The organism is Erythrobacter sp. CCH5-A1 (genome assembly GCF_001557115.1).
Taxonomy (GTDB): Bacteria; Pseudomonadota; Alphaproteobacteria; order Sphingomonadales; family Sphingomonadaceae; genus Erythrobacter.
Map to the genome: position 1 here is coordinate 26,189 of NZ_LSKQ01000167.1, position 22,016 is coordinate 48,204.

General features: G+C 67.7%; 27 protein-coding genes. 10 read left to right on the forward strand and 17 right to left on the reverse strand.

The window, feature by feature from the left end; genetic code table 11:
- Positions 1-19: 19 nt before the first annotated feature.
- The 5 genes from AX708_RS21115 to AX708_RS09215 all read right to left on the reverse strand — a co-directional run bounded on the left by AX708_RS21115 (position 20) and on the right by AX708_RS09215 (position 4,079).
- A complete protein-coding gene (locus AX708_RS21115) occupies positions 20-865 on the reverse strand; it encodes a hypothetical protein (RefSeq protein ID WP_197426202.1) in 846 nt (281 codons plus the stop codon).
- Between the two features lie 21 nt (positions 866-886).
- Complete coding sequence (locus tag AX708_RS09200; protein WP_066531582.1) at positions 887-1,933, reverse strand: DUF11 domain-containing protein; 1,047 nt, start codon at positions 1,931-1,933, stop codon at positions 887-889.
- 71 nt (positions 1,934-2,004) lie between these two features.
- Positions 2,005-2,496, reverse strand: coding sequence for a hypothetical protein (locus AX708_RS09205; protein ID WP_066531581.1), 492 nt, complete (start codon positions 2,494-2,496; stop codon positions 2,005-2,007).
- 74 nt (positions 2,497-2,570) lie between these two features.
- Positions 2,571-3,560: a DUF11 domain-containing protein gene (locus tag AX708_RS09210; RefSeq protein WP_066531580.1), complete on the reverse strand. Its 990-nt coding sequence runs from the start codon at positions 3,558-3,560 to the stop codon at positions 2,571-2,573.
- Between the two features lie 99 nt (positions 3,561-3,659).
- Positions 3,660-4,079, reverse strand: coding sequence for a VOC family protein (locus tag AX708_RS09215; protein ID WP_066531579.1), 420 nt, complete (start codon positions 4,077-4,079; stop codon positions 3,660-3,662).
- Between the two features lie 300 nt (positions 4,080-4,379).
- Here AX708_RS09215 and AX708_RS09220 point away from each other — a divergent pair, with 300 nt between their 5' ends.
- Entirely contained in the window at positions 4,380-5,042 is a 663-nt protein-coding gene (locus AX708_RS09220) for a glutathione S-transferase family protein (RefSeq protein ID WP_066531578.1), read from the forward strand.
- Complete coding sequence (locus tag AX708_RS09225) at positions 5,009-5,932, forward strand: S1/P1 nuclease (RefSeq protein ID WP_197426373.1); 924 nt, start codon at positions 5,009-5,011, stop codon at positions 5,930-5,932. The genes AX708_RS09220 and AX708_RS09225 overlap by 34 nt, the downstream gene beginning before the upstream one ends.
- A 15-nt stretch (positions 5,933-5,947) precedes the next feature.
- On the opposite strand, the gene AX708_RS09230 is transcribed toward AX708_RS09225, so the two are convergent.
- Both AX708_RS09230 and AX708_RS09235 read right to left on the reverse strand, forming a co-directional pair.
- Positions 5,948-6,571 (reverse strand): LysE family translocator, encoded by a 624-nt coding sequence (locus AX708_RS09230; RefSeq protein ID WP_066531574.1) that lies wholly within the window; start codon positions 6,569-6,571, stop codon positions 5,948-5,950.
- On the reverse strand, positions 6,568-7,035 hold the full coding sequence (locus tag AX708_RS09235) for a cupin domain-containing protein (protein ID WP_066531606.1): 468 nt from the start codon (positions 7,033-7,035) through the stop codon (positions 6,568-6,570). Before AX708_RS09235 ends, AX708_RS09230 begins: the two co-directional genes overlap by 4 nt.
- A gap of 30 nt (positions 7,036-7,065) precedes the next feature.
- On the opposite strand from AX708_RS09235, the gene dapE reads away from it, so the two are divergent.
- The 3 genes from dapE (at position 7,066) to AX708_RS09250 (ending at position 10,112) form a co-directional block, all read left to right on the forward strand.
- Complete coding sequence (gene dapE, locus AX708_RS09240) at positions 7,066-8,217, forward strand: succinyl-diaminopimelate desuccinylase (protein WP_066531573.1); 1,152 nt, start codon at positions 7,066-7,068, stop codon at positions 8,215-8,217.
- 9 nt (positions 8,218-8,226) lie between these two features.
- Complete coding sequence (locus AX708_RS09245; protein WP_066531572.1) at positions 8,227-9,561, forward strand: dicarboxylate/amino acid:cation symporter; 1,335 nt, start codon at positions 8,227-8,229, stop codon at positions 9,559-9,561.
- A gap of 68 nt (positions 9,562-9,629) precedes the next feature.
- Complete coding sequence (locus AX708_RS09250) at positions 9,630-10,112, forward strand: hypothetical protein (protein ID WP_156443470.1); 483 nt, start codon at positions 9,630-9,632, stop codon at positions 10,110-10,112.
- A gap of 27 nt (positions 10,113-10,139) precedes the next feature.
- Here the strand turns inward: AX708_RS09250 and AX708_RS09255 are convergent, their stop codons facing one another.
- Genes AX708_RS09255 through dapB form a run of 4 tightly spaced genes read right to left on the reverse strand, consistent with a single transcriptional unit; the run spans position 10,140 to position 12,580 of the window.
- The gene (locus AX708_RS09255) at positions 10,140-10,577 is read right to left on the reverse strand and encodes a hypothetical protein (protein WP_066531567.1); all 438 of its coding nucleotides are present in this window, start codon (positions 10,575-10,577) and stop codon (positions 10,140-10,142) included.
- 58 nt (positions 10,578-10,635) lie between these two features.
- Entirely contained in the window at positions 10,636-11,307 is a 672-nt protein-coding gene (gene nth / locus AX708_RS09260) for an endonuclease III (RefSeq protein WP_066531566.1), read from the reverse strand.
- A 26-nt stretch (positions 11,308-11,333) separates the two neighbouring features.
- Positions 11,334-11,849, reverse strand: coding sequence for a hypothetical protein (locus AX708_RS09265; RefSeq protein WP_066531563.1), 516 nt, complete (start codon positions 11,847-11,849; stop codon positions 11,334-11,336).
- Positions 11,846-12,580, reverse strand: a complete 735-nt coding sequence (gene dapB / locus AX708_RS09270; protein WP_066531561.1) for a 4-hydroxy-tetrahydrodipicolinate reductase — start codon at positions 12,578-12,580, stop codon at positions 11,846-11,848. The genes AX708_RS09265 and dapB overlap by 4 nt, the downstream gene beginning before the upstream one ends.
- A gap of 33 nt (positions 12,581-12,613) precedes the next feature.
- Between dapB and AX708_RS09275 the strand changes: the two genes are divergently transcribed.
- Both AX708_RS09275 and AX708_RS09280 read left to right on the forward strand, forming a co-directional pair.
- The gene (locus tag AX708_RS09275; RefSeq protein WP_066531602.1) at positions 12,614-13,315 is read left to right on the forward strand and encodes an NAD-dependent deacylase; all 702 of its coding nucleotides are present in this window, start codon (positions 12,614-12,616) and stop codon (positions 13,313-13,315) included.
- Positions 13,308-13,796 (forward strand): hypothetical protein, encoded by a 489-nt coding sequence (locus tag AX708_RS09280; RefSeq protein WP_066531559.1) that lies wholly within the window; start codon positions 13,308-13,310, stop codon positions 13,794-13,796. Before AX708_RS09275 ends, AX708_RS09280 begins: the two co-directional genes overlap by 8 nt.
- Before the next feature lie 9 nt (positions 13,797-13,805).
- On the opposite strand, the gene AX708_RS09285 is transcribed toward AX708_RS09280, so the two are convergent.
- From AX708_RS09285 to mutM, 6 genes are all read right to left on the reverse strand, one after another.
- A complete protein-coding gene (locus AX708_RS09285) occupies positions 13,806-14,144 on the reverse strand; it encodes a hypothetical protein (RefSeq protein ID WP_066531557.1) in 339 nt (112 codons plus the stop codon).
- A 111-nt stretch (positions 14,145-14,255) separates the two neighbouring features.
- Complete coding sequence (locus AX708_RS09290; protein ID WP_066531555.1) at positions 14,256-15,020, reverse strand: HesA/MoeB/ThiF family protein; 765 nt, start codon at positions 15,018-15,020, stop codon at positions 14,256-14,258.
- Positions 15,017-15,436: a DUF983 domain-containing protein gene (locus AX708_RS09295; RefSeq protein ID WP_066531554.1), complete on the reverse strand. Its 420-nt coding sequence runs from the start codon at positions 15,434-15,436 to the stop codon at positions 15,017-15,019. Before AX708_RS09295 ends, AX708_RS09290 begins: the two co-directional genes overlap by 4 nt.
- Positions 15,437-15,546: 110 nt before the next feature.
- The gene (gene dnaA / locus AX708_RS09300; RefSeq protein WP_066531552.1) at positions 15,547-16,950 is read right to left on the reverse strand and encodes a chromosomal replication initiator protein DnaA; all 1,404 of its coding nucleotides are present in this window, start codon (positions 16,948-16,950) and stop codon (positions 15,547-15,549) included.
- Positions 16,951-17,472: 522 nt separating this feature from the next.
- Positions 17,473-17,733: a 30S ribosomal protein S20 gene (rpsT, locus tag AX708_RS09305; protein WP_017665476.1), complete on the reverse strand. Its 261-nt coding sequence runs from the start codon at positions 17,731-17,733 to the stop codon at positions 17,473-17,475.
- Between the two features lie 152 nt (positions 17,734-17,885).
- The gene (gene mutM / locus AX708_RS09310; protein WP_066531551.1) at positions 17,886-18,701 is read right to left on the reverse strand and encodes a bifunctional DNA-formamidopyrimidine glycosylase/DNA-(apurinic or apyrimidinic site) lyase; all 816 of its coding nucleotides are present in this window, start codon (positions 18,699-18,701) and stop codon (positions 17,886-17,888) included.
- 71 nt (positions 18,702-18,772) lie between these two features.
- Between mutM and AX708_RS09315 the strand changes: the two genes are divergently transcribed.
- The 3 genes from AX708_RS09315 to AX708_RS09325 all read left to right on the forward strand — a co-directional run.
- On the forward strand, positions 18,773-19,528 hold the full coding sequence (locus AX708_RS09315; RefSeq protein ID WP_066531550.1) for a class I SAM-dependent methyltransferase: 756 nt from the start codon (positions 18,773-18,775) through the stop codon (positions 19,526-19,528).
- Between the two features lie 4 nt (positions 19,529-19,532).
- Positions 19,533-21,089: a 2-polyprenylphenol 6-hydroxylase gene (ubiB, locus tag AX708_RS09320; RefSeq protein WP_066531549.1), complete on the forward strand. Its 1,557-nt coding sequence runs from the start codon at positions 19,533-19,535 to the stop codon at positions 21,087-21,089.
- Positions 21,086-22,016: hypothetical protein (locus tag AX708_RS09325; protein WP_156454560.1), on the forward strand; the 931-nt coding region annotated here is incomplete at its 3' end. The genes ubiB and AX708_RS09325, both read left to right, overlap by 4 nt.

Sequence of the window (22,016 nt, forward strand, 5' to 3'; positions counted from 1 at the left end):
CGCTGATAACGCTGGAAGGTCAAGGGGTTACGCCGTCCTCGGCAAAGACGGTCGCAGGCGCGCCGGTGTCGGCATTGACGAGCGTGACGCGCGCGCCATCGACGGGCGCACCGGTTTCGCTGTCGAACACGACGCCGAAGGGATCGACCAGCACGGTGACCTCGGCCGAAACGAGGATCGTGTCGTTGCCCGGGCGCATCGCGGCGATGGTGATGCGCGAATCCGCGCCGACGCTGAGGCGGCAGTCCTCGCGCACCAGCGGCGGGGGGATGCGCTGGGTGTCGATCACGCCGGCAAACAGCCCGCTATCGGCGGTCGTCTCGTAGACCGTCATGGTCTCCTGGTCGCCTTCCGGGGTGGTGAGCACGACTGTGAGGCTGTCGATCGCCGTCGGATCGAGGTTTGCCGAAATGGCTGTAATTTCGAAGAAAAGCGGCTCGCCCCCGCGCAGCTCGTCGGTCTGCTGGACATTGACGACGGAGGTCGGGGCGGTGGAGACCGCATTGCCGCCCGGGGTCAGGCTGGCAATCGCGTTGGCGCGCAGCGTGGCCGCGGCAACCCCGCCGACGCTGCACTGGGGCGCGCGGTAGACGAGTTCGGGGCCGTTGCCGCCGGGCGCGCGGCGGAAGACGCGGATCGATGGGGGTGCGGGGGGCTGGGTGGCAACATCGAAAGCCACGCGGTTGCTGGCGGTTTCCTGGCGGTTGCCATGGGTCTCCCAGCTCGCCTCGGCGATATTGATGACGGTGCGCACGGCGGCGCCACCCGTCGTCTGGGCGTGAACCCCCTCCTGCGGCGCAGCAAGCGGCAGCAGCACTGCGCACAGCAATGCTGCCGCACGCCGCAAGAGGGGGAACACACGCAAGACCTTGGTCCTGGACCGATTTTACCGGATCGTGACCCGGAAGTAGAGCGAACGGGTCTGACCCGCCGCCACGTCGCTCAGCGTGCCGGTGATGCGGTCACGCCCGCCCGTGCCGCCGCCAGCAGCGAAGGTGCCGCCGGCGGTGCCGGTGGTGCAGGTCGCGTTGCCGTTGATGAAGATCCCGAAGGCCGAGCTGTACTGCACGTCGGCCGGCAGATCGTCGAGCAGCGCCACGTTGGTCGCGGTCGCGGCACCGGCGGCGTTCGCCACGGTGATGCAGTATTCGACCGTCGCACCCGGGATGAACTTCGGGTTGGTGGTCCCGTTCACCGGATCGCTCACCACGCGGCTCTGCTTGACCACAGTCAGCACCGCACCCGACACCGTGTAACGGCCCTGGGCCGAGAACGCGCCGTCGTTGGCCGCATCCGACACGCCCGCGCCGTCGAACAGCACGTTGTCGATGCCGGCGGTGTTCGCGCCCGAGGTCGCTGCGATGCGCGCGCCGATCGTGCCGGCGGTGCCGCCGGTGTGCGCGGCAGCGGTCAGGGCGACGTCGAAGGTGTCACCGTTCACTGCGTTGATGCCGATGTCGGAAACAACCAGCACCGCTACGGTCGCGTCTTCTGCGACTTCGTCGAGCGAGGTGATCGTGCCCGCGGTCAGTTCGGCCGCATCGAGCGTGCGGTTGCCGTTGGTATCGCGGAAGATGCGGATGTTGCTGATGTTGGCCGCCGTGCCGCCGCGCAGCGCGGTGGTGAGGACGAGGTCAGCCGTAGCGTTGCCGAGGTTGGTGACGTCGAAGGCCAGCACGCGGTTGGTCTGGTTCGGCGAAACCGAAACAGGCGTGGTGATGGCCGTGACAAGCACGTTGACGCGCTGGTCGACGGTGAAGCTGTCGCTGTCCGTGACGGCGTTCTGCGCGTTGCCGTTGACGTTGTAGTTGACGGTTACCGAGTTGGTGATGGTGGTCCCGGCTCTGGTCCCTGCGGCCAGAGCAGGGGTGCTGGACATGGCGACAAGCGCAACCGCGCTCACCGCACCCAGCAGCTGCTTGGTGGTCTTCATGTTTATGGTCCCGAGTGTGTGCCCCGCGTCAAAAGTGCCGCCCGCGGGGCGTGGCGGTTATCTCCCGCGTGTCAGCGGATGATTACGGGGAAGGCGACCCGCCCGGTGGCGCCCGGAGCGATGGAGGCCAGCACCCAGCGGACGTGGGTCACGTCGGCATGGGTGGCGGGACGTGTGGTCCCGTCGGAATTGATGACGCTGAGCGAGCCGAGCTTGCCCCAGGTCTTGCCGCCGTCAGCCGACAGCTCGAGCGCCGGATCGGCGTCGGGCGCGAGGCGCACGGCTTCGGGCAGCGGGTTGGTGATCGTGAAGTTCGTCACCACGTCCGCGCTGGTGTTGACGTAGTTCTGCCCGAACACCAGCCGGTCGCCCGGAAGGAAGGTTTCGGGCTCGACGAGCTCGATGCGGGTCTTGCCGTCGGGTGCGGTGACGGTCTTTTCGGCCCTGATGTCGCCATTGACCGAGACGGCGGGCGCGGCGGCCTGCGCGGAGAGCGGAAGGACGGGCACGGCAAGGCTCGCAGCCGCGGCACAGGCCAGCATCAGCTTGGTGATCGACTTCATTTTTGGTCCCCTGATGACTCGTAAACTATTGATTGTATTGCGTCAGGCCGGGCTGGTCAGGCCCGGCCCGATGATCATTGGTCGACGGTGACGTTGAAGGTGATCGAACGGTTGGTGCCGGCCGGCACGGTCCCGAGCGTGACGTTGATGCCCGCGCTGTCCGAGGCGGTCCCGGCATCGGCGTCGGCCGTGTCGGTCAGGGCGCCGGTATCCAGCGTGAGCGTGCCGGGCACGTAGGTCGTCCCGGCCGGGATGGCGTCGGTGACAACCAGGTTGGCAACGCTGCCCGAACCGCTGACGCGCGCCTCGATGGTGAAGGTCGCAACCGAGCCGGGCACCGCGCTGGTGCCGCCGAAAGGATCGCGCAGGGCAACCGACTTGACCAGCTGGACGCTCGCGACCGCGCTGTTGATCTGCCCGCGGGCATCGTCGATCGCGCCGGTCGAGCCGACCACCGCATCGCCGCCGCCCTGGCCCTGGCCGGCAAAGGTGGTGCCGGGCGTGCCGCTGCCGGTCACGGCGGCGGCGGTGAGCTCGACATTGCTGGTGTCGCCGTCCGCCGCGCTGTCGGGCACGGTGACGAGCACGAACACGGTCACGCGCGCATCGGGCGCCAGCACCGGCGTGGTCAGCGGGCCGGTGAGGATCTGGTCGATCCCGTCGTCATAGATGCCGTTGCCGTTGCTATCGATGGCCACGCCGCGCACGGTCACGTCGAAATCATTGCCGGCCACCGCGGGGTTGGCGGTGAGGCGGAAGGCCTCGGGGCCGTTGCCCGGGTTAGTCACTTCGAAGGTCAGCACCGCATTGCCCGGGCGCGAGGTGACGGGACCGGTGTCGAGCGAGGTCACGGTCACATCGAGCAATTCGTCGACCCGCACGGTGACCGTGTTCGAATCGACGCTGCGCGGGTTCCCGCCTTCTTCGAAGTTGGCGGTGGCGGTGTTTTCGATCAGCGTGCCAGCGGTGACGCCGCCGGCGAGCGCAGGCGTGGCGGCACTCGCCAGAATGGCGGTGGCGATGATCGAGGCGAGGGGGCCATAGAGGCGAGCATGTTTGGTCATGCCCAGGGGAATTACGTAGGAATGGTTAGTATTTCGTTAGCCATCCTATGTTGGTTTTTGGGTTTCCCGCGATCTCTTCGGTATAGGTACCTAGCCCTTTCAGGTAGCGAAAAGGTTAGCGGGGTTAGCGAACGCCTTGAACTCCAGGGCATTGCCCGATGGGTCGCGCAGGAACATCGTGGCCTGTTCGCCCGGCTGCCCCTTGAAGCGAATGGTCGGCGCGATCACGAAGTTGCAGCCGCCCGCTTGCAGCCGCTCGGCGAGCGCTTCCCAGTCGGCCATCGTCAGCACCAGCCCGAAGTGCGGGACGGGGACGCCGTGCCCGTCGACATGGTTGCTCGCCCGGTCTCCCGCCTGTCCGGGGGCGAGGTGGGCGACGATCTGGTGGCCATGGAAATCGAAATCGACCCATTCCTCGGACGAGCGACCCTCCGCGCAGCCCATCACCTCGCCGTAAAAGCGGCGCGCGGCGGCCAGATCGTCGACCGGAAAGGCGAGGTGGAAGGGGGGAAGGGTCATGGGTGCAGGCTCCTGTTGGCGCGGGCGGGATAGCGCGCGGGCCAGCAGGGGGGAAAGGATTTTCCTACTCGCTCGGCACGTGTCAGGCCGGTCGCTGCCATGCGTCGCCCTTTTCTCCGCCCTGCCGATATCGCCATGACCCGCGCCGAGGCGGCCGCGCTGGTGGAAGGCTGGCTCGGGGGGAGGAAATCTTGCAATATAGAGTGTCTCTCGTGTCTCCCCGTTCAGCGTCGACAGCGTGCCGATGAACGCCTAGGGGGAAGGCCGTTGGAAACGCGGCAAGGTGGAGCACGCGGCGGCATGAAACTTATCATCGGCAACAAGAACTACTCGAGCTGGTCGCTGCGCGGCTGGCTCGCGGTCAAGCAGTCGGGTCTCTCCTTCGAGGAGCTGACCGTGCCCATCATGGGCGAGGAGTGGGACCGGCTGAAGCACGACATGGGCGAGGTCCAGCCATCGAGCGGCAAGGTGCCGATCCTGTGGGATGGCGATGCGGTGGTGTGGGACAGCCTCGCGATCCTCGAATACTGCGCCGACAAGGTCGGGCGCGAGCGGTTCTGGCCCAAGCACGACGCGGCGCGCGCCATGGCCCGCGCGATGGTGGCCGAGATGCACTCGGGCTACCTCAGCCTGCGGCGCGAGCTGCCGATGAACATCCGCCGCCGGGTCGAGCTGCCCGGCGTCTCCGAGCAGACGAAGCACGACATCGTGCGCATCCTCACCCTGTGGGCCGAAGCCCGCGCGCGCCACGGCAACGCGGGGCCCTTTCTGTTCGGAACCTTTGGCGCTGCCGATATCTTCTATGCTCCGGTGGTGACGCGCTTTGCCACCTACGGGATCGGCGTCCCGGGCTTTGCGCAGGCCTATATGGAGGCGCTGCTCGAGCATGACTGGATGCGCGAATGGATCGATGCGGCGGAGCAGGAGGAATGGGTGATCGAGCAGTTCGAGATGGTGCGCTGATGCTGCGACAGCTGCTGGCCTGTGCGGCGCTGCTGCTGGCGCTGGTTCCGGTCCCTGCAATGGCGTGGGGCGAATATGCCCATCGCCAGACGGCGACCATCGCGCTCGCCAATGTCTCGCCCGAAGTGCGCGCCAAGGTTGCGGGCCTGCTGGCGCGCGAGAAGGACCTCGGCACGCCCAACTGCCCCTTGAAGACGCTGCAGGATGCGGCGGTCTGGGCCGATTGCGTCCGGGCGGAAGGCTGGCGCTGGGGTTATACCGCAGCCTGGCACTATCGCACCGCGCCGATCTGCAAGGCCTTCGACCCCAGAGCCAACTGCCCGGGCGGCAACTGCGTCACCGCGCAGATCGTGCGCGCGCAGCGGGTGCTCGCCGACGAACGCCTGCCTGCGGCCGTGCGGCTGGAGGCGCTCGCCTTCATGGTCCACTTCGCGGGCGACGTGCACATGCCGCTCCATTCGGGCGACAACGAGGACCAGGGCGGCAACGCGCGCAAGGCCGATTACGGGATCAAGCCGGGGCTCAACCTGCATTCGATCTGGGACGGGGCGCTGGCCGAGCGCGCGATCAGCGATCCGGCCGATCCGGTGGTGCGCAGCTACACCGCGCAAGAGCGCGCCGAACTGGCCGGCGGCACGCCCGACGACTGGGGGCGCGAAAGCTGGGAGATCGCGCGCAGCTTCGTCTACCCCACCGCCTTCGATACCGAGGACCTGTGCAGCCAGCCGCTCCCCGACAAGGTGGCGCTTTCTCAGGAGGACATCGTCCGCGGCGTGCCGATCGCGCGGAAGCGGGTGGTGCAGGCAGGGCTCAGGATCGCGGACCTGCTCGAGGCGGTATTCCAGCCCGGCCCGCTGGTGCCCGACGAACCGCGGCGGCGGCGCGGGTAGGGCGGGCGTGGGGGCCTAACCAAACGCCTTGGCGAGGAACCAGGCGGCAACGCCAAGCATCGCCAGCGCCAGAGCGCGCCGCACCATTCGGGCGCGGGCCTCGGCCATCAATGCGGCGCGGGTGTGCTCGGCGAGCAGCACCAGCGCGAGGTGCACGGCCGTCGCGATGCCCACGCTGACCGCGGCGAGGGTGAGGCCTTGCGCAAGACTCGGCCGCCCGCCGCTCACGAATTGCGGCATCACGGTGACGAGGAACAGCGCGGACTTGGGATTGAGGAAGTTGATGACGAAGCCCGCCAGCGCATGGCGGCCGGTGGTGGCCTTGGGCGCCACGGCCTGCGAGCTCTCGCCGGCCTCGCGCCATGCCTCCCATGCGAGCCACGCCATCATCGCGGCTGCCAGTGCCGAGACGCCCCGCGTCAGCCCTTCTCTGGCCGAGAGGACGGCGCTGGCCGCGACCACGCTGAGCGCGGCATTGGCGGCAAGTCCCGCGGCCACCCCCGCGATCGCTCCAAGCCCGGCGCGCCGCCCTTCGGACAGCGTGAGCGTGACGAGCCACGCCATGTTGGGCCCGGGGGTCAGTTCGATCAGCAGCACTGCAAGCGCAAAGCCCGCCCAATTGACCGAGGGGTCGATCACGGCGTCCGGCGCGCCGCGTAACGGGTGCCGTCCTTGCGGGCGTAGCCATCGGCGTCGAACACCATGTCGATATCGGGGTACTCGCCGCTGTCCGCCGCCTTGTCCCCGGCGCTGATGGCGACGAAGACGCAGGGCCGGTCCGAGCGGTTGTGGAGGCAGTGCCCGTTGGCCTCGCCCGCGGGGAAGGCGAGCACGTCGCCCGGGCCGATCGGGGTCTCGCCATGGTCGTCGATCAGGATCGCTTCGCCTTCGAGCATCACCACCAGCTCGTCCTCCTCGCGGTGCCAGTGGCGCTGGGAGGAGAAGGCGCCCGGCAGCAGGGTGACATGGCTCGCGCCCATGCGGGTGAGGCCGCTGGCCGGCGCGAGGCGGCGATACCAGCGCCCCTCGACCGCCGCATCGAACGGCGCGGGATAGCCGGTCGCATTGGTCTGGGGAATCGCGGCAAGATCGAGCTTGGGCATCGGCGGCATCTCCTGCTAGGCCTGCCTGTGATGCTCGACACAGCCGACCTTGCCAAGCGCCTGATCGCGGCGCCTTCAGTGACCCCCGCCACGGGTGCGGTGTTCGCCGAGCTTGAGGCAATGCTGGCGCCGCTGGGCTTTGCCGTCCACCGCTTCACCCGCGGGGAGGGGGCGGAAGGCTCCGAGGAAGCGGCGGTCGAGAACCTCTTCGCGATCCGGCACGGGCCCGAAGGCTCGCGGCACTTCGCCTTCGCCGGGCACCTCGATGTGGTGCCGCCGGGCGACGGCTGGGCCTCCGACCCCTTCGCGCCGGAAGTGCGCGGCGAGCTGCTCCACGGGCGCGGCGCGGTCGACATGAAGGGCGCGATCGCCGCGATGGTCGCCGCCGTCGCCGAAGTGCCTGCCGAAGCGGGCACGATCAGCTTCATCATCACCGGCGACGAGGAAGGCCCCGCGCTCCACGGCACCCGCGCGCTGATCGATTACATGGCGGCCGAGGGCATCCAGCCCGACCTGTGCCTTGTCGGCGAGCCCACCAGCGTTAACCGTCTTGGTGATATGGTCAAGATCGGCCGGCGCGGCTCGGTCAACATCTTCATCACCGTCGAAGGCACGCAAGGCCACGTCGCCTATCCCCACCTGGCCGACAACCCGCTGCCCAAGCTGGTTGCGATCCTCGCCGAATTGGATAGTCTGACGCTCGATACAGGGACGAAGTGGTTCCAGCCCTCGAACCTCGAAATCACCGACATCATGGTCGGCAACAAGGCGCATAACGTGATCCCGGCGAAGGGCGAGGCGCGCATCTCGATCCGCTTCAACGACCTTCACACCGGCCACAGCCTGTCCGAACGCGTCATGGCGATCGCAGAGAAGCACGGCGGCCGCGCGCGCCCCGTCATTTCGGGCGAGCCCTTCCTGACCGAGCCCGGCGCATTCTCCAGATTGGTTAGCGAAGCGGTCGAGGCCGAGACCGGTACCGCCCCCGAACTCAGCACCACCGGCGGTACCTCGGACGCGCGTTTCCTGCGCGCCGTATGCCCCGTGATCGAATTCGGCCTCTGCAACGCGACCATGCACAAGCGCGACGAAGCGGTGGCGATCCCTGATCTCGCCGTGCTGGCGCGCATCTACGCCCGCATCGCCGCCGCCGCGCTGGCGCTCGCAACTCCCGAAGGATAGATACCGGCGATGGACCGCAAACTTACCCTCTACATCCTCGTCGGCATGGTGCTGGGCGTTATCGTCGGCCAGGTGCTCAACCAGAGCCTGCCGGCCGAGGTGATCAAGAGCGGAATCGCGCCGTGGTTCAAGCTGCTCTCCGACATCTTCCTGAACCTTATCAAGATGCTGGTCGCCCCGCTGGTGCTCTCGACCATCGTCGTCGGCATCGCCCACATGGGGGACAGCGCCGCGCTGGGCCGCATCGGCGTGCGCGCGCTGACGTGGTTCATCACCGCCAGCCTGATCTCGATCGGCCTCGGCCTGCTCCTGGTCAACATCTTCCAGCCCGGCATCGGTGCGCCGATCCCCGATGCCGCCGCCGCCACAGCCGCAGTCGGCGAGGTCAAGGAATTGAAGGCGACCGAGTTCATCCTCTCGATCTTCCCCAAGAACGCGATCGACGCGCTGGCGACCAACAACATCCTGCAAATCCTCGTCTTCTCGATCTTCGCAGGCGTCGCTTTGTCGGCCATCGGCGAGCGCGGGGTGCCGCTGGTCAAGGGCGCGGACGCGCTCGCGGAAATGATGCTGCAGGTCACCGGCTACGTGATGCGCTTTGCGCCGGTGGCGGTGTTCGGCGCGCTCGCCAACGTCGTCGCGGCGAGCGGCCTTGCGATCCTCGGCACCTACCTCACGCTGCTGTTGGAGTTCTACTTCTCGCTGGTGCTGCTTTGGGCGATCCTGCTGGGCGCAGGTGCGCTGTTCCTCGGGGGGCGCATATTCGCGCTGATCCGCTACATCCGTCAGCCGCTGATGATCGCCTTCTCGACCGCTTCCTCGGAGGCCGCGCTGCCCAAGCTGTTCGAGCAGCTCGACCGTTTCGGCGTGCCGCGCCGCATCTCGGGCTTCATGCTGCCGCTGGGCTACAGCTTCAATCTCGACGGGTCGATGATGTACATGAGCTTCGCGACGATCTTCATCGCGCAGGCCTACGGGATCGAGCTCAGCATCGGCACCCAGATCATGATCCTGCTGACGCTGATGATTTCCTCCAAGGGCATCGCCGCCGTGCCGCGCGCCAGCCTCGTAGTCATCACCGGGACGCTGGCGATGTTCGGCCTGCCGGTCGAGGGCGTCGCGATCATCCTCGCCATCGACCAGTTCCTCGACATGGGCCGCACCGCGACCAACGTGGTCGGCAATGCGGTGGCGACGGCGGTCATCACCAAGTGTGAGGGGATGCTGGAGGTGGAAGAGCCCGAGGTGGTGGAGCACCCCCACGCCCCCGCCTACACCGCCGCCGATGGCCGAGCGGGGCTGGAGCTCGATCCGAGCAATTTCGGGGAGGGTGGCCGGGGCTGATGCTCAGGTTCGTTTTCGCCGTGTTCATGGCGCTAGCCGCAAGTTCTTCCTGCAAAGGCGGCGAGGTCATGAAGACTTCCGCGGCCTATGAGGTGCCGGCGGAGAGCGCGGAAGAGCGAAATCAATTGCTTGCCATCATGCAGAAACACGCAGCCCGCGCCGGCTTTCATGTCGACAGTGCGACTGACGAAGAGATCGCGCTGCATAATGAGGTAACACCCACATCGTTTCGCGCCGCCGTGTGGGCGGGGGCCAATGATGAAAAATTCATCGCATCGGCGATGAACCGTCCTTACGATGCGGGCCGGATCTGGCTCACTTTCAAGGGTGAGAAAAACATGATGCAAACCAACCGCTTCAGGGAAGCTCTGATGCAAGAGGTCCGCGCATCATGGCCGCAAACGAAGGAATTGCCGGTCTTAAATGGGGAGACAATTCCCTTGCCCGCCGACCTCATTGTCGAGGGGGACCGGTATGTTCTCGATCCGGCAGCGGCGGACAGATACAATCTGGCTGACGGGCCTTCGCCAGATTTTGGACCGTCACACTGAGGCAGCTAGCAACCGACTTTCAGCGCCTCACTCCTTCACCTTCACATACTCGATCGGCACGAACTCGCCCAATGAGCACCCCGCGCCGCGTTGCAGCGTCCCGCCGATCGTCTGGAGCGCATAGACGATCTGCTGGGTGCACAGCTGGTTGATCGAGGTCTCGTAGGTGATCGCGCGGTCCCATTCGAGGCCCGGGCAGCGCGCCGGCAGCGTGCTGCGATAGACCTTGCCGCCCTGCATCTCGAAATCGATCACCCGGTCCGAGCGCACCACGGTGTTGCGCACCTGATCGCGATTGATGCAGCTCTGTCCGGGGCCCTTGACGTTCGCAGGCGGCGCCGCATCGAGTGCGGCCTGCGTGCGCGCGGCCTCGGCTTCGGGATCGACGGCGCAGGCCCCCAACATCAGGGCGGCCGTCAGCGGCAGGGGGGCAAGCGCGAAGGCAAGCTGCGAGCGGGGGGTCATGGCATCTTTCTCCACCGGAAGGATGCCGGCATTGTCGCCTCTCCGCTTGAACCGCGCCTTAATCCGGGCCGGGAGCGGCGGCGCGACCTTTCGGGGTTTCGAGCACCTTCTTGCGGAAGCTGCACAGGTCCGCGACCTTGCAGCGCCAGCATTCCGGCGTCCGCGCCTTGCAGACATAGCGGCCGTGGAGGATCATCCAGTGGTGCGAATCCCGGCGGAACGGCTGGGGCACGCGCTTTTCGAGCTTGGCCTCGACGTGGTCGGGGGTCTTGCCCTTGGCCATGCCGGTGCGGTTCGAGACGCGGAAGATGTGGGTGTCGACCGCAAAGGTCTCCTGCCCGAACCAGCAATTGAGCACAACGTTGGCGGTCTTGCGGCCCACGCCCGGCAGCGTCACCAGCGCATCGCGGCTGTCGGGAACCTCGCCGCCATGTCGGTCAACGAGGATCTGCGAGAGCGCGATGACGTTCTTCGCCTTGGAGTTGAACAGGCCGATGGTCTTGATGTGCTCCTTCAGCCCCTCCTCGCCCAGCTCGAGCATCTGCTGTGGCGTTTCCACCTTGCGGAACAGCGCGCGGGTCGCCTTGTTGACGCCGACATCGGTCGCCTGCGCCGACAGCGCGACCGCCACGAGCAGCTGATAGGCATTGCCATATTCGAGCTCGGTCTGGGGCGCGGGGTTGTCCTCGGCGAGGCGGCGGAAGAATTCGAAGATCTGGGCTTTGTTCATGGGATGGGGATCGTGAAGGAGAAGGATCAGCGCAGCCAGCGCTTCATGGCGGGGAAGGGGTGATCGCCCGGCTGCCCGTCGGGATCGCACAGGCCGAAGAAGCCGAGCATCGGGGAGCCGATCTTGGCCCCGCTGGCGAAGGCCTCGCGCAGCATGATCGCATCGCCGCGATAGCCGCCCTCGTGGAACAGCTGGTCGAGCGGCAATCCGCATTGGCGCGCGGCGGCATAGGACCACGCGATCGCCGCCATCTCGTCCCCGCCATCGGCCACGACCGGGCCGAGCGCCCGGCGCTGCCCGGGGTCGGCAACCGCGATGTGCCCGGCCTCGTGCAGCAGATCGCCCGGCCACACCGGCACGTCGGGGTCGATCAGCAGGCGGCCACCGATGATCGCCAGCCCGTCAAGCAATTGCGCCTCGCCCTCGCTGAGCGGGCCGGTGGCGATCCCGATCCGGTCCAGAAAGGCCAGGCAGCGCCGCGCGGCGTCCTCGCCCCCGCCTTCGGCTCGCCACCGATACTGCCCGGGATCGATTGCGGTCATAGTCCCAACACGTCGTTCATGGTGTAGCGCCCGGCGGGCTTGCCGCAGAGCCACTCGGCCGCCTTCACTGCGCCGCGGGCGAAGATCATGCGGTTTTCCGCCGAGTGCGCGAGCGTCAGGCGCTCCTCGGAGCCGGCGAAGATCACCGCATGCTCGCCTGCCACCGTGCCGCCGCGCAGCGTGGCGAACCCGATCGCGCCCGGCGCCCGCGCGCCCGTCATCCCGTGGCGGCCGCTCTCCATGTTGTCGCTGAGCACGATCCCGCGCCCCTTGGCCGCCGCCTCGCCCAGCAGCTTGGCGGTGCCAGAGGGCGCGTCGACCTTCATGCGGTGGTGCATCTCGAGCACCTCGATGTCCCAATCCTGCCCGAGCCGCGCGGCGGCCTCCTCGACGAGGTGCGCGAGCAGCGTCACGCCCAGCGAGAAATTGCCCGATTGCAGCACCGGCACGGCGCGCGCGGCCTCGGCGAGCATGACGAAATGCGGCTCCTCCAGCCCGGTGGTGCCGACCACGATCGGCTTGCCCGCCACGCGCGCCGCGCCGAGGTTGGCCGCGAGGGCATCGGGCGCGGAGAAATCGACCAGCACGTCGCATTGGGAGGCAAAGGGCCCGATGCTCCCGCCGGCATCGACGCCCGCAAACAGCGCATGCCCGGCATCGGTGATCGCCGCCTCCAATGCCTGTCCCATCCGGCCCTTGTGCCCGATCACCCCGAAATTGAGCTGTGCCATTGCGTGCCCCTATGCCTCATGCTTGAAGGCCTCATGGCACAGGTCGAACGCATCGTCATCCTCACCGGCGCAGGCATTTCCGCCGAGAGCGGGATCGACACCTTCCGCTCGGCAGGCGGCCTGTGGGAGCAGCACCGGGTGGAGGATGTCGCCACGCCCGAGGGCTTTGCCCGCAACCCCAACCTCGTGCTCAATTTCTACGACATGCGCCGTGCCGCGCTGGCGAATGTTGCGCCCAATCCCGCCCACGCGGCGCTTGCGCGGCTGGAGCGGGCGTTTTCGGGCGAGCTGCTGCTGGTGACGCAAAACGTCGACGATCTCCACGAACGCGGCGGCAGCGCGCGGGTGCTGCACATGCATGGCGAGCTGAAGAGCGCGCTGTGCACCGCCTGCGAAATGCGCTCGCCGTGGCTCGGCACCATGATCGAGCGCCCCCCGTGCCCCGTCTGCCAGGCGCCCATGCTGCGCCCCGATGTCGTGTGGTTCGGCGAGATGCCCTACGAGATGGGCCGCATCTATCAGGCGCTCGAGACCTGCGATCTGTTCGTCAGCATCGGCACCAGCGGCGCGGTCTATCCGGCGGCGGGTTTCGTGCAGGAGGCGAGGGCGAACGGCGCGCGGTGCCTCGAGCTTAATCTCGAACGCAGCGAGGGTTCGCGCTTCTTCCACCAAACCCGCCTCGGCCCGGCAAGCGTGCTGGTGCCGGAGTGGGTGGAGGAAGTGCTGGGTGGCTGACGCCCGCCGCCACGATTACCGGCTGTCGGCGCGGCCGACGGCGTTCTTCGCCGATGCTCTCGAGGCCGCCCTCTCGCGGTCGCCAGAAATCGTATTGCCGGGCGATCCCGGTGCCGCGCGCTATGGCCAGCGGCGAGCGTTCCTGTGGGACCTGTTCGGCGATGGTGCGGATGGCTTCGACTTCCACCTCGTGGTCTTGAGCGCATCCGGAGCGCCCGAGGCGGCGCACCCGCTGGTGCGGCGCATCTCTGCCGATCTCGTCGCCATGGACGATGCGGCGCGCGCCATCCCATCGGACCAGGACGAGAACGAATATTTGTGGAGCGTCACGCTCGATGCCGAGGCCGGCGCGGTGCAGCTCGATTACGCCGCCACAGCCTTCAACACCGAGTGGAGCGTCCATTTCCGGCTGGACGAAACCGGGGGCTGGACATGCCTCGGTATCCCCGACTGGCGCGAGCCGGGGCGGTTCATCCGCTGAACGCCCGCCTCAGACCTTCGGCGGCTCCGGCGTCGGCGGATTGGCGCCGCGGTCCTTGCTCCAGCTGCGCCCGCCATCGGCCGGAGCGATCGGCACGCCGTTGTCGCTGTGCTCGGGCGCGTGCGCCGGCTCGGGATGGTGGTGATCGGTCATGGTCGGGTCGATATGGCCCGGCGTCCCCTCGGCAGGCGCGGCCGGGCCCTCGTGGCGCTGGCGCTCGGCGACAGCGGCGTCCTCGTGATGGTCCTGGGCGTTCTTCGCGCGCAGCCACGAGACCACGCCGATCACCAGCCCCATGCCGAGCGTGAACACCGCGAGCAGCATGATCGTGTTGTAGTCCCAGTTCATCGCGCGAGCCTCCTTGTGTGAGACGGGAGCGACCGGGCGGGGCGGCGCTATGTTCCGTGGCCCCCGCGCAAATCGTGTCGCGCCGTGGCGGGGGCAGGGCAGACCGAGCGGTCAGCCGCAGGCGCGGCAGGCGGGGTCCTTGGCGATGCGGATGGTGCGCATCCCGGGCTCGAGCCCGTCGAGGATGTGGAGCCGGCCCCAGCCGGGCTCGCCCAGCAGCGCCGTGCCCGCCAGCAGCACCTTGACCGCCTGGAGCGCCGCGAAGGTGCCTGCCCACCCCGCCATCGCGCCGAGCATCCCGTCGTCGGCGCAGGTGTCGCAGTCCTCGGCATCGAAGGCATCGCCCACGAAGCAGCGGTAGCAGGCCTCGCCCGGCAGGTGTCCGGCGAAGGCCCCGACCTGCCCCTGAAACCGGCCCACGGCGGCCGAGAGCAGCGGGATTCCCGCCGCAACGCAGGCATCCGAAACCGCGAGCCGCGTCGCGAAATTGTCGGTGCCGTCGAGCACCAGATCGGCGCCCGCAATGAGGCTTGCAGCATTGTCCGGCGTGATCCGCGCGTCGGAGACGTCGACGCTGAGCGAATCGTCGAAATTGGCGAGCCAGCGCCGTGCCGAGACCGCCTTGCCGTGGCCGACGTCGCGCTGGGTGAAGATCGTCTGGCGCTGGAGATTGCTCACGTCGACCACATCATCGTCGACCAGCGCGAGCCGTCCGATCCCGCTCGCTGCGAGATATTGGAGGGCGGGCGACCCTATCCCGCCGAGGCCGATCACCGCAACCTTGCTCGCCGCCAGCCGCACCTGCCCCGCGCCGCCCACTTCGGGCAGGACAATGTGGCGGGCAAAGCGTTCGAGCCGGGCGGGGCTGAGGCTCATGGCTTGGACGAGTCCTTCCGGCGCTCCTGCTTGAAGGCGCCGATGCCGTGCCACCACAGGAAAGCGATCACCGCGCCCTTGGTGGGCTGTAGCATCGCGACAAGCATGACGATGGAGAGGGGCAGCAGGATCGCGAGCGTGAGCCATGCCGACATCCCGCCGGAGATCATCGCGATCACCACCGGCGCAAGCAGGTGGCCGACGATGAAGATGCCGATATAGGCCGGAAAATCATCGGCCTGCTGCACCGACCAGTCCTGTTTGCAATGCCCGCAGTGATCGACCGGCTTGAGCCACTTGCGGAACAGCGCGGCCTCGCCGCAGCGCGGGCACTTGCTCTTGGCGCCGCGCAGGAGAGCCGGAATCCACCCCTGCGGCAGGCTGACAAGCTCGGGGGAAAGGCGTTGGTGCGGCATGGACAGGCTGTTTACAGCCTGTGGACGCGCTGTCGACAGGCCTGTGGAAAGGCCTGTCGAAACAGCGGTGCACAGCTTGTGCGGATTATGTGCGAACTAACCGTGTGCGGTCAGCTTTCGAGCTGGCGCAGGAGGCTGCGCACATCGCCGTCCATGTCGGCATCGCGCTGGCGCAGGTCCTCGATCAGGCGCACCGCGTGGATCACGGTCGAATGGTCGCGCCCGCCGAACTTGCGCCCGATTTCGGGGTAGCTCCTCGGCGTGAGCACCTTGGAGAGATACATCGCCACCTGCCGCGGACGCACCACCGCGCGGGCGCGGCGCTTGCTGCTCATTTCCGCGCGGTCGATGCGGTAGAACTGGCAGACCGTGCGCTGGATCTCGTCGATAGTGATCCGGCGGCGGTTGGCGCTGAGGATGTCGGTGAGCTGTTCCTCGGCCAGCTGGAGCGACACGTCCTGCCCGGTCAGCTGGGCATAGGCGATCAGCTTGTTGAGGCCGCCCACCAGCTCGCGCACGTTGCGGGTGATGGTGCGGGCGAGGAAATCGACCACGTCCTCGGGCACGCTGAGCGGGGCGAATCGCGCCAGCTTGCTGACGAGGATTTTCTTCCTCAGTTCGATATCGGCGGGCTGGATGTCGGCGACGAGGCCCATCGACAGGCGCGAGAGGAGGCGCGGTTCGACCCCGTCCAATGCCTGCGGGGCGCGGTCGGCGGCGAAGACCAGCCGCTTGCCCTCGGCCAGCAGCGCATCGATCGTGTACAGCAGCTCTTCCTGCGCGCTCGCCTTGCCGATGATGAACTGGATGTCGTCCACCAGCAGCAGGTCGAAGGAGCGAAGGCGCGCCTTGAACTCGATCGTCTGGCTCGACTTCAGGGCCTGCACGAATTCGACCATGAAGCGTTCGGCCGAGCAATAGAAGATCCGCGCGCGGGGATGGGCGTGCAGATAGCCGTGGCCGATCGCGTGGAGGAGGTGGGTCTTGCCCTGACCGGTCGCCGCCTTGAGGTAGAGCGGCGAGAACTGCGGCTGTTCCAGCGCCGCCATGCGTTGCGCCGCGTTGCAGGCGAGGATGTTCGCCTCGCCCGTAACGAAGGCGCCGAAGGTCAGCGAGGGATCGAGCCCCACGGAGGAGGTGAAGGTCGCATCGCCGAGGCTGCCGGCAGCCATGGCGATCGCGCTCGCGCCGTCATTGGCGGGGCGGCGGCCGTCATCGAGGCGCAGGTCGGGCAGCTGGCGACGGCCCGGGTGGACCATGATGTTGACCTTGCGCACTTCGCTGCGCGCGATGCTCCAGGCGAGCTGCAGCCGGTCATGGAAGCGGTCGCGCACCCAGTTGGCGGAGAATTCGGTGGGCAGGTAGAGATCAAGCGTGCCGCAGTCGCGGTTGAGCATGCCGAGCTGAATCGGCTTGATCCACTGGCTGTGGAGCTGATGCCCCAGATCCTTGCGCAGACCCTGACTGATATCGGCCCAGTCGGCAGCGAGATTTACGGCTTCGGCATCTTCCATCAAATGTTCATCGGCCTGGCGGCCATTCGTCCGCGCCTTGTCAGTCCTGTGCACAAGCTCATCCCCAATTCACACACGGCCTGCGAATCCCTCGCGGGCTCGCCGACAAATTTCATCCCATTGCGACAGGCACTGCCTTTCCCATCCGCGGAATCGCAATTCCGCAGAACCCCCCTGTCGGCCAGTTTGTAAAAGCACCCGGACTGTCCCGCGCCGGGTGGAGTTCATGTAAAGAACGCATCGGCCCGATGCGCAAGCGCGGACTTTTAAAAAAAGTGAAATAATCCTGTTGACTCGCCTCTACCCCGCAGACTTGCGTTGAAGTGTCTGAATTATCGAGAAAAATTGCTTGGCAAACACGCGAATCGCGGCGAATCCTGACGTTTACGGGGGATCAGCTTGTCGCAATTGTCGCAAAAGAAACGGGCCGCGCTCATGGAGCGCGGCCCGTCGGTTTGTAGCGACCACTCCATTCCGTAGTCCCGCGTAGATCGCGGAAGACGGAATGGCAGGCGATTCGAATCAGAGAGTGGCGACTCGCTTGGTCAGGCGCGACATCTTGCGCGCGACGGTGTTCTTGTGGAGCACGCCGCGCGCGACGCCGCGGGCCATTTCCGGCTGGGCGGCCTTCAATGCGGCAGCAGCGGCTTCCTTGTCGCCCGCTTCGCAGGCCGCTTCGACCTTCTTGATGAAGCTGCGGATGCGGCTCACCCGCGCGCCGTTGATGGCGGCACGGTTGGCATTGCGGATGATGCGCTTCTTGGCTTGCGGCGTATTGGCCATATTCGTGTCTGTCTCGCGTTTGCTTCAGGCCGCTCGGCGCGACCGGGAAATTGGTTGGCGGTTGCTCGAAAAGGGGCGAGCGGACGCAGGGCCCAACCGCCGGAAAGCAGCGCGCATAGTCGCGAAGCCGCCAAAGGTCAACGATTCTCGCCTTACCTCTGGCAGACGGGGCAGAACCATGTGCTGCGCCCGCCTTGGGCAATCCGCTGGATGATGCCGCCGTCATCGCGACGGCACGCTTCCCCCTCGCGTCCGTAGACATCGAAGGAGCTCGCGAAATAGCCCAATTCGCCGTCGGGCCGGGCATAGTCGCGCAAGGTGGAGCCGCCATCGCGGATCGAGGCTTCGAGCACATCGACGATCGCGGGCACCAGCCGCGCAAGCTGCGGGCCCGTCACCTTGCCCGCCTGTTTCGTGGGCCGGATGCCCGCGCGCCACAGCGCCTCGCACACGTAGATGTTGCCGAGGCCCGCGACAATCCGCTGATCGAGCAGGCACAGCTTCACCGACTGCGTCTTGCCCCTGAACGCCGCCTTGAGGTGCGCAGCCGTCAGACCGGGGCCAAGCGGTTCCGGCCCGAGCGCGGCGAATTGCGGCCACGCGTCGAGCGTATCGGTTCCCACCAGATCGACCGAGCCGAACCGCCGGGGATCGCACAGCGCGAAGCGGTGGCTCTGCGTTTCCAGCAGCAGGTGATCGTGGGTGTCGGGCGTCTCGGGATCGATCCGCCAGCGCCCGCTCATGCCCAAGTGGAAGATCATCGTCGCGCCGCGATCGAGATGCATGAGGCCATACTTCGCCCGCCGCCCGAGCGCGCTCACGGTCGCGCCGGTCATCACCTGCACCAGATCGGCAGGGAAGGGGCGGCGCAGGTCGGCGCGGTTCAACTGGACGCGCGTGATCCGCTCGCCTTCGAGGAAGGCGGCGAGGCCGCGGACTGTCGTCTCGACCTCGGGTAACTCAGGCATTGCAAACTTCGCACATAGGCTGCCCTCTATCACCCTTTGCCTATGGGGCAATTCCCTCTAGGGAACCGGGCATGAGCGACAACACCGACGAAACCGTCTCCTTCGGCTACCAGCAGGTCACCCCCCAGGAAAAGACCCGCAAGGTCGGCGAGGTCTTCTCCAGCGTCGCACGCAAGTACGACATCATGAACGATGCGATGTCGGGCGGGATGCACCGGCTCTGGAAGGACAAGTTCGTGCGCCGCGTGAAGCCGCAGCCGGGCGAGCAGATCCTCGACATGGCAGGCGGCACCGGCGACATCGCCTTCCGCATGGCCGAGCGCGGCGCGCATATCACGGTCGCCGACATCAATCAGGACATGCTGGATGTCGGCGCCGAACGCGCGCTCGAGCGCGGGTTTGACGCGGAGGACGGGGCGCTCGTCTTCACCTGCCAGAACGCCGAGCAGGTCAGCTTCGCCAGCAACACCTTCGACGCCTACACCATCGCCTTCGGTATCCGGAACGTGACCCACATCGACAAGGCGCTCGCCGAAGCCCTGCGGGTCCTGCGCCCGGGCGGGCGGTTCTTCTGCCTCGAGTTCTCGACCGTTGAATGGTCGGGGCTGAAGGAGGCTTACGATCTCTATTCCGAACACCTCCTGCCGCGCATGGGGCAGGCGATTGCCGGGGACGCGGATTCCTACCGCTACCTTGCCGAATCGATCCGCAAGTTTCCGCCCATGCCCGCCTTCGAGCAGATGATCCGCAAGGCCGGCTTCGCCAACACCAAGGTCGAGCCGATCATGGGCGGGCTGGTGGCGATCCACTCGGGGTGGAAGATCTAGGCCAGTGACCTCCTCCGTCGTCCACCTTTCCCGCCTTGCGCGCTGGGGCGTGACGCTCGCCCGCAGGCGCGCGCTGGTGGGGATCGAGAATGATCCCAACGCGCCTGCTGCCCTGCGCCGCCTCGTGCGGCTCGCGCGGCTGGCGACGCTGACCGGCAAGCGCGGCAAGCCCGACTATGCGGGGGCCTTCCGCGCCATCGGCCCGGCCGCGATTAAGCTCGGGCAATCGCTCGCGACGCGCCCCGACCTTGTCGGCGAGGAGGCTGCGAACAACCTCTTGTCCTTGCAGGATTCGCTCCCTCCGGTGCCCTTCGCGCAGATCAGGGCGGCGATCGAATCGAGCTTCGGCCAGCCGATCGGGAACCTGTTCGCGGAGATCGAGCCCGAGCCGGTCGGCGCGGCGAGCATCGCGCAGGTCCACAAGGGGCTGACCACCGATGGCCGCAAGGTCGCGATCAAGGTGCTGCGGCCCGGCATCCGCGAGAAGTTCGCGCAGGACATCACCACCTACGAATGGGCCGCCGCTCATGTCGAGGCTATGGGCGGCGAGGCGAGCCGCCTGCGCCCACGCCTCACCATCGCCAACTTCAAGCGCTGGACCAATTCCGAGCTCGACCTGCGGCGCGAGGCCGCCTCTGCCTCCGAACTCGCCGAACAGATGGCGGGCGTACCCGGCTACCGCATCCCGGCCATCGACTGGGATCGCACCAACGGGCGGGTGATGACGGTCGAATGGATCGACGGGATCAAGATCAGCCGCGTCGACGAATTGCGCGCGCGCGGGCACGATCTTGCCGAGATTTCCGAGCGCCTCGTCATCAGCTTCCTCACCCAGGCGATCAGCGCGGGCTTCTTCCATGCCGACATGCACCAGGGCAACCTGTTCGTGGAGGATGACGGCACCATCGTCGCGATCGATTTCGGGATCATGGGCCGCATCGACCGACGCGCGCGGCAGTGGCTGGCGGAGATTCTCTACGGGCTGACCACCGGCAATTACCAGCGCGTCGCCGAGATCCACTTCGAGGCGCAATATGTGCCGAGCTACCACTCGGTCGGCGAATTCGCGACCGCGCTGCGGGCGGTGGGCGAGCCGATGCGGGGCAAGCCGGTGAAGGAGCTCAGTGTCGGCCAGATGCTCGACGGGCTCTTCGCGATCACCCGCGATTTCGACATGCAGACCCAGCCGCATCTGCTGCTGCTGCAGAAGACCATGGTGATGGTCGAAGGCATTGCCACCCAATTGAACCCCGACATCAACATGTGGGACACTGCCGCGCCCTATGTGCGCGAGTGGATCCGCGACGAGCTGGGCCCTGAAGCCGCGCTCGCCGACCGGCTCAAGCAGGATACCGAAACGCTGCTGCGCCTGCCCGGCCTGATCCGGCGCGTTGAGGAGATGTTCCCGCCCAAGGGCGGCGCGCCCGAGCCGCCGCCGCTGCCGGTCATCCCGCTCATCACCGACCGCCGTGAGGGGCCGAGCCGCTTCGGCTATCTGGTCGCTGCCTTGGCAGGCGCGGGCGCGGTATGGGGCGCGCTCGCGGCCGGCTGGATCGGATGAGGCTGGCGGAGGGCGGCCGCCTGGCGCTGCCGCACCGTCCCTTCGCGCGGTTCCCCCGCTGGGCCGCGGCGCTGGTGCTGGCGCTGCTCGCTGCGGCGATGATCTGGAGCGCCGCCGCCAACCTGCCCGCTGACGACTCTCTTGCGGCCGAGGCTGCGACCAAGCCCGTCGCCGCGCCCGCGAGGCCTGCGCCCGGAAAGGGCGACATGGCGCTCTATGCCCGCATCCATACCCGCATGGCGGCAGGCGAGGGCTACTACGCCGCCGCCCTCGCCGAGCAGCGGGCGCGCGGCTATCCGACATGGCCCTTTGTCGCGGTCCGCCTGCCGACCCTCGCATGGGCACAGGCGATGCTGGGAGCGGACGGCGTGCGCTGGCTGGCGCTGGCGCTGGCGGGAGGGGGAATCGCGGCGCTGTGGCTGCGGGCGGAGCCGCTCGCCCCCCGCGGGGAGGGGATCATCGCCAGCGCGCTGCTGGCGGCGGGCGGGGGTGCGGCGCTTGTCCCCGTAGCCGGTTATGACCATGACTTCATCGCCGGCATGCTGCTCACTTTGGCGCTGCTCGCCTACCGCCCGGATCGCTGGGGCGGCGCGCTGCTCGCCGCCGCCGCCGCGCTGGCGGTGCGCGAGCTCGCAGCGCCCTTCGTGCTGCTGTGGCTGGCCTTCGCGCTCGGCGAGCGGCGCTGGCGCGAGGCTGCGGCGGTTGCGGCGGTGCTTGCCCTCTTCGCGCTCGGCTTGGTGTTCCACGCCGCGGCGGTCGATGCCGCGCGACTGCCGGGCGACCTTGCCTCGCAAGGGTGGAGCGCGCGGGGCGGATACGGGCTCCCGCTCGCGGGCCTTGGCCAGCTGACCGGTCTGCGCCACCTCCCGCCGGCGCTCGCCGCGCCCCTCGCGATTCTGCCGCTCGTCGGCTGGGCGGGGCTGGGCG

Excerpts from the sequence above, each read along its gene's own strand:
- AX708_RS09210 (WP_066531580.1), bottom strand. The coding sequence starts at position 3,560 with ATGACCAAACATGCTCGCCTCTATGGCCCCCTCGCCTCGATCATCGCC.
- AX708_RS09275 (WP_066531602.1), top strand. The coding sequence starts at position 12,614 with ATGGCACAGGTCGAACGCATCGTCATCCTCACCGGCGCAGGCATTTCC.
- AX708_RS09205 (WP_066531581.1), bottom strand. The coding sequence starts at position 2,496 with ATGAAGTCGATCACCAAGCTGATGCTGGCCTGTGCCGCGGCTGCGAGC.
- dnaA (WP_066531552.1), bottom strand. The coding sequence starts at position 16,950 with ATGGAAGATGCCGAAGCCGTAAATCTCGCTGCCGACTGGGCCGATATC.
- AX708_RS09250 (WP_156443470.1), top strand. The coding sequence starts at position 9,630 with ATGAAGACTTCCGCGGCCTATGAGGTGCCGGCGGAGAGCGCGGAAGAG.
- AX708_RS09220 (WP_066531578.1), top strand. The coding sequence starts at position 4,380 with ATGAAACTTATCATCGGCAACAAGAACTACTCGAGCTGGTCGCTGCGC.
- nth (WP_066531566.1), bottom strand. The coding sequence starts at position 11,307 with ATGAACAAAGCCCAGATCTTCGAATTCTTCCGCCGCCTCGCCGAGGAC.
- AX708_RS09290 (WP_066531555.1), bottom strand. The coding sequence starts at position 15,020 with ATGAGCCTCAGCCCCGCCCGGCTCGAACGCTTTGCCCGCCACATTGTC.
- AX708_RS09315 (WP_066531550.1), top strand. The coding sequence starts at position 18,773 with ATGAGCGACAACACCGACGAAACCGTCTCCTTCGGCTACCAGCAGGTC.
- AX708_RS09200 (WP_066531582.1), bottom strand. The coding sequence starts at position 1,933 with ATGAAGACCACCAAGCAGCTGCTGGGTGCGGTGAGCGCGGTTGCGCTT.
- AX708_RS09215 (WP_066531579.1), bottom strand. The coding sequence starts at position 4,079 with ATGACCCTTCCCCCCTTCCACCTCGCCTTTCCGGTCGACGATCTGGCC.
- AX708_RS09245 (WP_066531572.1), top strand. The coding sequence starts at position 8,227 with ATGGACCGCAAACTTACCCTCTACATCCTCGTCGGCATGGTGCTGGGC.
- dapB (WP_066531561.1), bottom strand. The coding sequence starts at position 12,580 with ATGGCACAGCTCAATTTCGGGGTGATCGGGCACAAGGGCCGGATGGGA.
- AX708_RS09255 (WP_066531567.1), bottom strand. The coding sequence starts at position 10,577 with ATGACCCCCCGCTCGCAGCTTGCCTTCGCGCTTGCCCCCCTGCCGCTG.
- dapE (WP_066531573.1), top strand. The coding sequence starts at position 7,066 with ATGCTCGACACAGCCGACCTTGCCAAGCGCCTGATCGCGGCGCCTTCA.
- mutM (WP_066531551.1), bottom strand. The coding sequence starts at position 18,701 with ATGCCTGAGTTACCCGAGGTCGAGACGACAGTCCGCGGCCTCGCCGCC.
- rpsT (WP_017665476.1), bottom strand. The coding sequence starts at position 17,733 with ATGGCCAATACGCCGCAAGCCAAGAAGCGCATCATCCGCAATGCCAAC.
- AX708_RS09225 (WP_197426373.1), top strand. The coding sequence starts at position 5,009 with ATGGGTGATCGAGCAGTTCGAGATGGTGCGCTGATGCTGCGACAGCTG.
- AX708_RS09235 (WP_066531606.1), bottom strand. The coding sequence starts at position 7,035 with ATGCCCAAGCTCGATCTTGCCGCGATTCCCCAGACCAATGCGACCGGC.
- AX708_RS09285 (WP_066531557.1), bottom strand. The coding sequence starts at position 14,144 with ATGAACTGGGACTACAACACGATCATGCTGCTCGCGGTGTTCACGCTC.
- AX708_RS09295 (WP_066531554.1), bottom strand. The coding sequence starts at position 15,436 with ATGCCGCACCAACGCCTTTCCCCCGAGCTTGTCAGCCTGCCGCAGGGG.
- AX708_RS09265 (WP_066531563.1), bottom strand. The coding sequence starts at position 11,849 with ATGACCGCAATCGATCCCGGGCAGTATCGGTGGCGAGCCGAAGGCGGG.